General features: G+C 61.2%; 9 protein-coding genes, 2 pseudogenes and 1 riboswitch. Of the genes and pseudogenes, 3 read left to right on the top strand and 8 right to left on the bottom strand.

Features of this window, described 5'->3' with window-relative positions; translation table 11 throughout:
- Positions 1-112 precede the first annotated feature (112 nt).
- Positions 113-604 carry a beta-class carbonic anhydrase gene (locus Y707_RS0116605; RefSeq protein ID WP_026535910.1) on the top strand — a complete coding sequence of 164 codons (492 nt, stop codon included), beginning with the start codon at positions 113-115 and terminating at the stop codon, positions 602-604.
- 178 nt (positions 605-782) lie between these two features.
- On the opposite strand, the pseudogene Y707_RS33535 reads toward Y707_RS0116605, so the two are convergent.
- The 8 genes and pseudogenes from Y707_RS33535 to thiM form a co-directional block, all read right to left on the bottom strand.
- Positions 783-947: pseudogene (locus Y707_RS33535) on the bottom strand (sigma factor-like helix-turn-helix DNA-binding protein); the annotation flags it as partial.
- Positions 948-959: 12 nt separating this feature from the next.
- Complete coding sequence (locus tag Y707_RS26925) at positions 960-1268, bottom strand: sigma factor (RefSeq protein ID WP_442853304.1); 309 nt, start codon at positions 1266-1268, stop codon at positions 960-962.
- Between the two features lie 150 nt (positions 1269-1418).
- Entirely contained in the window at positions 1419-2552 is a 1134-nt protein-coding gene (locus tag Y707_RS0116595) for a glutathione-independent formaldehyde dehydrogenase (protein WP_026535908.1), read from the bottom strand.
- A 147-nt stretch (positions 2553-2699) separates the two neighbouring features.
- Positions 2700-3928: pseudogene (locus Y707_RS26920) on the bottom strand (LLM class flavin-dependent oxidoreductase).
- A 14-nt stretch (positions 3929-3942) separates the two neighbouring features.
- Positions 3943-4707, bottom strand: coding sequence for a 3-oxoacyl-ACP reductase (locus Y707_RS0116585; protein ID WP_026535907.1), 765 nt, complete (start codon positions 4705-4707; stop codon positions 3943-3945).
- A gap of 74 nt (positions 4708-4781) precedes the next feature.
- Positions 4782-5630, bottom strand: coding sequence for a bifunctional hydroxymethylpyrimidine kinase/phosphomethylpyrimidine kinase (thiD, locus tag Y707_RS26915; RefSeq protein WP_035782221.1), 849 nt, complete (start codon positions 5628-5630; stop codon positions 4782-4784).
- Positions 5627-6289 carry a thiamine phosphate synthase gene (thiE, locus tag Y707_RS0116575; protein ID WP_026535906.1) on the bottom strand — a complete coding sequence of 221 codons (663 nt, stop codon included), beginning with the start codon at positions 6287-6289 and terminating at the stop codon, positions 5627-5629. Before thiE ends, thiD begins: the two co-directional genes overlap by 4 nt.
- On the bottom strand, positions 6286-7098 hold the full coding sequence (gene thiM, locus Y707_RS0116570; RefSeq protein ID WP_216699277.1) for a hydroxyethylthiazole kinase: 813 nt from the start codon (positions 7096-7098) through the stop codon (positions 6286-6288). The genes thiE and thiM overlap by 4 nt, the downstream gene beginning before the upstream one ends.
- Positions 7081-7177: riboswitch (TPP riboswitch) on the bottom strand. It overlaps the preceding gene by 18 nt.
- 222 nt (positions 7178-7399) lie before the next feature.
- Here thiM and Y707_RS0116565 point away from each other — a divergent pair.
- Positions 7400-7837: a hypothetical protein gene (locus tag Y707_RS0116565; protein ID WP_026535904.1), complete on the top strand. Its 438-nt coding sequence runs from the start codon at positions 7400-7402 to the stop codon at positions 7835-7837.
- A 568-nt stretch (positions 7838-8405) separates the two neighbouring features.
- Positions 8406-8954: recombinase family protein (locus Y707_RS0116560; RefSeq protein WP_253905217.1), on the top strand; the 549-nt coding region annotated here is incomplete at its 3' end.

The following is an 8954-nucleotide window of genomic DNA, read 5'->3' as shown; positions in this document are numbered from 1 at the left end:
GGATACCGTCCAGCCTGCCCCTGCTCCAAAAGCGTGGATCATCACCCCGATACCACACTGATTTTCACCATGACCGCAACCGGCATGGATTTACTGAAAGGACACCAAAAGAATGACTGTCACAGACCAGCTGATCGAAAACGCCCAAAGCTACGCCGAAACCTTCAATAACGCTGACCTGCCGATGCCGCCGGCACGTAACGTAGCCATCGTGACGTGCATGGATGCGCGGCTGAACCCTTACGGTTTGCTGGGTCTCAACGAGGGTGACGCCCACGTGATCCGCAATGCAGGCGGCGTCATCACCGAGGATGGGATTCGTTCGTTGGCTATCAGCCAGCGCCTCCTTGGCACGAACGAAATCATCCTGATACACCACACCGACTGCGGCATGCTCACCTTCACCGACGATGACTTCAAAGCACAAATCGAAGCCGACACAGGCTTACGGCCAGGATGGGCGCCGGAATCCTTCAAGGATTCAGCCGAAGACGTCAAACAATCCCTCGCCCGAATCACAGCCAATCCCTTCATCGGACACAAAGAAAACATCCGCGGTTTCATCTACTCCGTGGCTGACGGCACACTCACCGAAATCAGCTGACAACCATGGGCAGCCCCGGTCGAGCACAAGGTTCAATCCCCTTAAGCTCTTACCGGGAGCTGCCAGAGTGGGCTATGGTATGGCGGGCAGCTCGCGCAGGGATATGGTCCGAATCGCCTCTTGCCATGGGCGGTGCAAGCGTTCTTGTCTTCGGGCATCCCCGCCTTCGGCACTGATTTCAGAGTGAATGCCGGTCCAAGCCCTGCTTTTCCAAGCAGGTTCTTAGACGGAGTAGGCCGTCGCGGATTCTGGATTTTATAGTTGACGGCTTTACGCGAAGCTTTTTAGCTACGTCGGTGTACGTCAGTCCGCCGTAGTAGGCAAGGTAAATCGACTCGTGCTGGAAAGCCGTTAATCACCCGAGGCACCGCCCGATGGCTTCACCCGCCACCAGACGGTCGACAAGCTCCGGAACGGGATCCTGTTCACCGGGCCAGGACTGCGCTTCGTATTTGGTATTGCGTCCGAAGAACCGCTGCTCAGCGCGGACCCTGTCCACAGCCCGGCGATGGCCGATCATCAGAAGCCACGTCATGGGGCTTCCTACATCAGGATTATATTTATGAGCGGTGAACCAGACCTGCACATACACGTCCTGGGTGGCATCCTCGCTCAACGTCCGATCGAGGAGTACTCTCCTGACCGTACCGTAAACCCGTGTGATCGTTAATGCGTAAAGTTCCTCAAACGCGGCGACCTCGCACTGGGCAATACGGGCAATCAGGTCCGCGAGATTAGAGTACCGTTCGCTTGTTCAGCCAAGCTCATCCAACCTTCCCGGAGGGTTGCCCCTCCGGCGTTTTCATTCGTGTTGCTATGGGTGCAGCAGTACCTTGGTGTATCCGTCGACGCGCTTGTCGAACTTGTCGTACGCGTCCACGGCCTCGTCCAGAGACAGATCGTGGGAGACAATCCAGGACGGTTCCGACCGGCCGCTGATGATCATGTCCCGCAGTTCCCGGTTGTATTTCTTGACCGGGCACTGACCTCCGGCAATACTGATGTGCTTGGCAAACGCCTGACCATAGGCGAATGGAATCCGCCCCTCCTTGGCCAAGTCAGTCGCGGCCCCGGGATCCTGGGGAACAAAGACGCCGACGACGCCGATGTGCCCGGTTGCGCGGACCATCTGCACCAGGCTGTCCAGCGTCATTTCGGGATGTTCGTCCCCATGGCTGTCGTGCGCCTGATAGCCTACCGCCTCGACGCCGCAGTCGACGCCGGCACCGCCCGTTGCTTCGTCAATGGCCTCGACTGCGTTCGTATCGGCGAAGTTGATGGCGGTCGCGCCGACCTTTTCGGCCAGCGCCAGACGGTCCGGTTCCTTATCTACGACGAAGACGCGGGAGGCGCCTTTGAGCATGGCGCTATGCGCGGCCATCAGCCCGACCGGTCCGGCGCCCATAACAACAACAGACTTTCCCGGGGCCACCATCGCCATTTCCGCTCCGTGATAGCCGGTGGGGAGGATGTCCGAAAGCATGGTGTAGTCGGACTCGTGTTCTTTGCCCTCGGGTAGTCTCAGGAGGTTGAAATCGGCCCACGGGACACGAAGAAGTTCGGCCTGCCCGCCCCAGTACGGCCCCATCATGGGGTACCCGTAGCCGGCTCCCGGCGTACCCGCAGGATTGGCGCGCAGGCACGCTTGGGTGTAGCCGTTGTTGCAGTTCCGGCATGTACCGCAGGACAGGTTGAACGGTACAGAGACCCGGTCGCCGACCTTGATGCGGTTGACCCCGACACCGACTTCTTCCACGACGCCCATGTTCTCGTGGCCGAGGACCATGCCAGCATCCAGATCCGCACGCCCCTCATACGGGTGCAAATCCGAACCGCAGATATTAGCCGTGGTGATGCGGATGACCGCATCGAGCGGCTCTTCAATCCTGGGATCGTCCACCGACTCGACGGAAAGCTTGAAAGGTTCCTTGAAGACAACTGCTTTCATGAGTACTCCTCACATATACGCGCTGGCGGCCGCATCCCGCAGACTCTTGGATCCGCCCCGGCAGCAATTAATAAGTACACTTACCATACTTACGTTAGCAAAGCCTCAGGTGCCGGGTACAGGTAGCGGACGTAACCGGCACGCCGGTCACGTTCCAACCGCCGGCCGGCTCAAGCCGAGGTGCCCGCGCAGAGTTTCGGACGTGTAGCGCTTGCGGAATAGTCCGCGCCCCTGGAGTACCGGGATGACATGGTCGACGAAATCGTCGAGAGAATCGGGCAGCAGCGGGGCCATGAGGTTGAATCCGTCCGCGCCGCCGGAACGGAACCAGAGTTCAATGCCGTCCGCAATGTGTTCGGGGGTACCGACCATGGTGCAGTGGCCGCCTCCGGCCGCGAGGCGCCCCAGAAGCTGCCTGACGGTAGGCTGTTCGGCCTCGATGATGCGCAGGATGGTGATATAGCGGCCCTTGGGTCCGCTGAACTGTTCCACAGGCGCCAACCTTGGTACAGGTGCGTCCAGATCCCAGTTGCTGCAGTCCTGCTGCACGAACGTGCCCAACTGAGACAGTGACTGCTCGACGGGCAGCAGTGCGTCTACCTCGGCTTGTTTGGCTAACGCCTCAGCTTCCGTGGAACCGACATAGGGCACCAGCCCGGGCATGATGGATACATCCGCCGGCCTGCGGCCTTCTGCGGCAATACGGGCCTTCATGTCCCTGTAGTAGCTCTGGGCGCTGGAAAGGTCATAAGCGACCGCATAAATCCCTTCCGCATAACGGGCCGCCAGATTCCGCCCGGGCCCGGAGGCTCCGGCTTGGAAGAGCACGGGACGTCCCTGCGGCGGCCGCGGTACAGTCAACGGACCCTCCACGCGGAAGTGCTCACCCGAATGGTCCGCAGTGCCACCTCAATAAACTCCGCCGCCCGCGCGTACCGCTCATCATGGGCCGGCAAAGCATCCAACCCATGGTTGCGGGCCTCCGCATCGAACATTGATGTGACCACATTCCAGCCGATACGCCCGGAACTGATGTGGTCCAGTGAGGCCAGCATCCGGGCTGCATGGAAGGGGGTGTAAAAGGTCGCCGAGACGGTGCTGATCAGCCCAATCCGGCGGGTAGCCCGGGCCATCGCCGCCAGCGCCGTCAATGGCTCAAGGAACCACCGGGGCCCGGCACCCGGATCCCCGATGGCCTGCCCATCGGCGAAGAACACCGCGTCGAACAGGCCTCGCTCTGCGGTCTGCGCGAGCCGCTCGTAGAAGCCAATGTCGCCAAGTTGCTCCAGCGGTGATTCCGGCCGCCGCCAGGCGGCACCATGGTGGCCTGCGCCCATAAGAAACGCATTAAAGTGCAGCTGCCGTTCCTCAGACATAGCCGAACCCGCCCCTAGTCCATCACCAGTCCGCCGTCGACGACCAGGTTCTGCCCGGTAACGGATCGGGCCCAGGGCGAGGCGAAAAACAGGATAGCGTCGGCGAACTCAGCCGGAGTGGTGACTTTGCGCAGAGGCGTTGACGCGGCGATGTATTCGAAAACCTCCTCCGGAGTCGCGGCACTGGCATCAGTGGTACGGAGCAGGCCACCGGAGACCATATTAACGCTGATGTTGTGTTGTCCAAGATCTGCCGCCAAGGTGCGCGTTAATGACAGTAGCGCCGCCTTGGCTGCGGTGTAGTCGTGGTACGGAACCACCGGGTTCTGGAACAGATTCGTGCCGATATTGATGATGCGTCCGAAACCGTGGCCGCGCATGCCATCCAACGCCTGTTGGGTGGTATTGAGGGCACCGCGGACACTGCCGGAGAACTGGGCGTCGAAGTCGGCCCATTGGATGTCATTGGCTTTGGCACGGGCATCGCCATTGAAGGAAAAGTCGGCCAGGGCATTATTGACCACGGTAGTGACCGGGGCCCCGAAATGAGATTCCACTCCGGCCATCATTTCCGCTACCTGGTCAGCATCGGTGACGTCCGATTGGATGGCGATGGCTTGTCCGGTTCCGTATTGGCCGGCCAGTTCTTCGGCCGCGGCGGCGCTGTTGCGGTAGTTGACGACCACCCGTGCACCCTCGGCTGCGAAGGCCTCGACGATGTGGCGGCCAAGGCCTCGTCCACCGCCGGTGACCAAGACGATTTGTTCTGCGAGTTTCATAGAATCTCCTCCGTTTTCAGGACGAATGAATATGGTTCAAAGTGGAAGCGCCGTTAGCGTTATATGTCCGTCCCTCATTTTCCGGACGGCATACCGCCGTTCCAGAGCTGGTGATAGTGATGGAGCGGCCCATTGCCGGAGCCGACGTTCAGTTCGTCAGCATGGGCCAGGCTGTCCTGCAACCAGGACTTAGTCAGAGTCAATGCCGCTGTCCAATCACCCAGCCGGGCCTGCAGGGTGGCCATCGCAGAGGACATGGAGCACCCTGTTCCGTGCGTATTGGCTGTATCAATCCGCTCGGCCGACACTTCAAAGACCTGCCGGCCATCGGGTAGTCCGTTGGCGGCATCGACTAACGCATCCGGGCAGTCCTGCCCCTGAAGATGTCCGCCCTTGACCAGGACAATGACGGATTTAGCATGGGAGAGCCGCCGCCCCTGTTCAAGGGCCTCCGACCAGCTCGTGGCCGCAGGTTCGCCAAGCAGTGCGGCAAGTTCGGGCAGATTCGGGGTGACCAGATCGACGCGGTGCAGCAGCTGGCCGATAGCTTCTTCCGCAGCTGCCTCAAGCAGCCGGTCTCCGCTGGTGGCGATCATCACCGGGTCCAGCACGACCAGCGGGCTTTTGCCGCGGCCCAGCCAGTCATCGACGACCCCTATGGTTTCGGCGTTGCCGAGCATGCCGATCTTAACCGCGTCAATGGTGACGTCGTCGCTAACGGCGATGAGCTGCTCGTGCAGGAATTCCGGCGGCGGTGTGTGTACTGACCGAACGCCGTGGGTATTCTGCGCCACCAACGCGGTGACCACCGCCATACCGTATCCGCCGTGGGCGGCAATGCTTTTCAGGTCCGCCTGTATCCCGGCACCACCGGTCGGGTCGGTGCCGGCAATACTCAATACCCGCGGGATAGCTGTGCTCATTGGGTCCACTCCTTCACCAAGTCGGCAGCGGCGCGGGACGGATCGTCCGCTGCGCAGATCGCCGATACGACCGCCACGCCAGCCGCTCCTGCCCGGCGCAGCGGCCTCACATCCGCAAGGCCGACACCGCCAATCGCGACACAGGGCAGTCTTGTTGCCGCGACGATCGCTTGAAAGCCGGCGAGGCCCAGCGGCACGGGATGGTCCGGTTTTGTCGACGTCGGACGAATAGCCCCCACACCGAGATAGTCAACGGTGTCCCCGGGCAGCGCATGCACCTGGTTGAGGTGCCCTTCGGTGTTAGCGCTCAGCCCGATAATGGCTTCTTGACCGACCATCGCCCGTACCTGCGCCGGAGACAAGTCGTTTTGGCCGATATGGACCCCATGCACGATGGGGCCGTCAGCCCGGGCTGCGAGATAAACATCGACGTTGTCGTTCACCAGGACTGTGGCGACGTCTCCGACGGCTTGGCCGGCTTGGAAGAGCAAGTCGTAGAGATCTGTTCCGCTGGCGGTTTTGTCCCGGATCTGCACGGTGCGGATACCTGCGGCCACCGCTGCTTTGACCGTCTCCACGACGCCGCGGGACCCGCACAGCTGAGTGTCGGTAACCAAGTAAATGCCAGGGGCAAACGCGTGGCGGTCACGGCCGGTCATGAGATTGCGACCCGGGAGAGGATTGCGTCGGCGTCAAGGGTGGCCAGGGCATCCAGAAAAGCGACGGCGAAACTACCAGGACCGCCGGCACCGTCGGCGGCTATCTCCGCCGCAACCGTATAAACGGCGGTGGCAGCAGCCGTCGCCGCGAGCCGATCATCATCCAGGGAGAGGAAGGCCGCCGTCACTGCTCCCAAGGCACAACCACCGCCCGTGACCTTTGTCAGGTAGGGGTGGCCGTTGCTGAGCCGGATGATGTCGGTGCCGTCGATAATCAAGTCTGTTGCGCCGGAGATGGCCACCACCGCACCATGCTGCTGGGCCAGCCGACCGGCGGCCTCCAAGGCGCTTTCAGCAGTATCGACGGCGTCCACCCCGCGTCCGCCCTCACCCAGACCGGCTAGGGCAATAATCTCCGATGCGTTGGCCCTTATTGCGGTGGGAGCATAATGCAGCAAGTCGGCGGCCAACGCAGTACGGGCCGGCAGAACACCCACCGCAACGGGGTCAAGAACCCAAGGGGTGCCGGCCTCGCCGGCGGCCTGCGCCGCTTCGACCATCCCGGTACGCTGCTCCTCGTGCGGAGTCCCCAAATTAATCAGCATGCCCGATGCGATGCGGGCGAAAGGATCAGCCTCTGTGGGAACGTCCACCATGGCCGGCGCCGCACCAATGGCCAAGAGAACATTCGCCGTAAAATTCGTCACCACAGTATTGGTCAAGCACTGCACCAAAGGCGTGGCCTCCCGCAGCCGCTCAAGTAAAGTACAGACACGGTCCGGTGTCAGGCGACAAGTCATCTGCAACATCCCTTCGCTAGTACAAACTAGATCAGGTTCAACGGGTCTTATCTCAGCCCCAATCGCCAGGGCACCCCGTGTCACTACTAACAAGCCTACTCCCCAGAACGGGCTCATCAGGCAAGCCGTCGCCGACTTCTGATCAAACACCGCTCAGAACTACGGAACCGTCTCGACCGCTCCGACGGTGATATAGCGGGCAGTTCGCGTGGATTCGAAAAAAATCTCAGTCCATACCAATCCGGTAAGGGGGTGCGTCCCGAATCGCTAATGTCCGCCATTTCCAATAGAAATATATGGAGGCAACATTATGCAGAACATCTTCACCAAGTCCTTGGCCGTCACCACCGTCAGCGGTCTCATGCTCGTCGGAGGCGCTGGTATGGCCAGCGCCTACACCACCGATACCAATATCGATGGAGCCACCACTGAGGTGTCCGACAATCGCGTCGACGACAGCGGCAACCTGTCGCTGGGCAACATCCTCAACGACACGGTCGACACCGGTGACATCGCGAGCAACAACAACGTGCTCAGCGGAATCGACGCCGACGTGTCCGACAACCTGAACGGCATCGCCAGCGGAAACGACGCTGACGTCACCGCCAACCCTGAGGTGGACAACAACGTTGACGCCGATTCCGACGCCGACAGCAACGTCGACACCGACACCTCGGCCGAAAGCACCAATGTCAACAGCACTGACGGCGGCTACGACAACGAGGGCCTTCTGGGCGGACTTCTCTAGTCCTACCCTCAAGAAGCAGCGTGGCACCCATCCCAACCAGGGACGGGTGCCACACCCATATCCGCCCAGATCAACATTCAGTCGAGACCGGATGATCGTAGCGGCCCTCGAGCCATAGCTGTTGCCGGGCATCCTGAAGTCGTTCCCGCCATAACGCGCATCCGGTACGTTGGGGCTGCGCCGGCCCTGCCTGGAGTCGCCGCAGGCTCCAACCGTCCTCCGAACCCGAGATAGCGTTAACGCCGCCGCGGGGATACTTCATGAACCCAGATTGTGTGCTGTCCTTTCCCCACCGCGGTCCACCTCCGCAAAGGATTGACATCACCGGAGCCACCCTCAATGGCCTGCGCGCCGTAATGCAAGCGGACGCATCATTTGCACGGGCGCGTTCCAACGCTCCCCCTTGCCACCGCCGAACGCAGCACCGACCTGTGGATCGGCACTCGTCTCATAAGCTCATGTTTAGGCAACATGGTCGCCGGCATTCCGAAACATGCGGTTGCAAGAGTCATTTTGTCGCACAGACTCTGTCTCATCGCAATGTCTCCCTGGCCCTACGAGGATCTACGTGACATACACTGATGCCATGCTTCTCGGATATGCGCGTGTGAGCACCACCGACCAGGACGCCTCGATGCAGGTCTCCGCACTGATGGAGGCCGGGGTGAAAGAGAAGCACATCTTCATCGATCAGCTCTCTGGCGCCAAAGCCGCCCGGGAGCGGCTGGCCATGACTGAGCTTCTCAAATACGCGCGCGAAGGTGATGAGGTCATTTGCTGGCGGATCGACCGGCTTGGTCGGTCCCTGATCGATGTCCTCAATACCGTGGAGGAGCTTACCAAGCAGGACATTGGCCTACGCTCACTGGTCGACGGCGTGGACCCTTCCACCGCGCAAGGTCGTATGCAGTTGGGTTTGTTTGCGACGCTGGCCGAGTACGAGCGGGAACTAATCAACGAACGGGTCCGCGCCGGCGTGGCAGCCGCACAGGCCCGCGGGGTGAAGTTTGGCAAGAAGGCTCCGGACCCGGAGAAGGTTGAGAACAAGGTTGCGGCCGCTCGACGTCTGCTCGCGGACGGGAAGACCGCGGCGCAGGCCGCCGATGCGGTGAACTGG

Origin of the sequence: Arthrobacter sp. H14, assembly GCF_000520495.1 — a bacterium.
In the GTDB taxonomy this organism is placed as follows: domain Bacteria; phylum Actinomycetota; class Actinomycetes; order Actinomycetales; family Micrococcaceae; genus Arthrobacter_C.
Note: the sequence above shows the minus strand (reverse complement) of the source record. Positions and strands in the feature narration are given on the sequence as shown.

Coding starts and splice junctions, on each gene's coding strand:
- Y707_RS0116605 (WP_026535910.1), top strand. CDS start 113: ATGACTGTCACAGACCAGCTGATCGAAAACGCCCAAAGCTACGCCGAA.
- Y707_RS0116595 (WP_026535908.1), bottom strand. CDS start 2,552: ATGAAAGCAGTTGTCTTCAAGGAACCTTTCAAGCTTTCCGTCGAGTCG.
- Y707_RS0116585 (WP_026535907.1), bottom strand. CDS start 4,707: ATGAAACTCGCAGAACAAATCGTCTTGGTCACCGGCGGTGGACGAGGC.
- thiD (WP_035782221.1), bottom strand. CDS start 5,630: ATGAGCACAGCTATCCCGCGGGTATTGAGTATTGCCGGCACCGACCCG.
- thiE (WP_026535906.1), bottom strand. CDS start 6,289: ATGACCGGCCGTGACCGCCACGCGTTTGCCCCTGGCATTTACTTGGTT.
- thiM (WP_216699277.1), bottom strand. CDS start 7,098: ATGTTGCAGATGACTTGTCGCCTGACACCGGACCGTGTCTGTACTTTA.
- Y707_RS0116565 (WP_026535904.1), top strand. CDS start 7,400: ATGCAGAACATCTTCACCAAGTCCTTGGCCGTCACCACCGTCAGCGGT.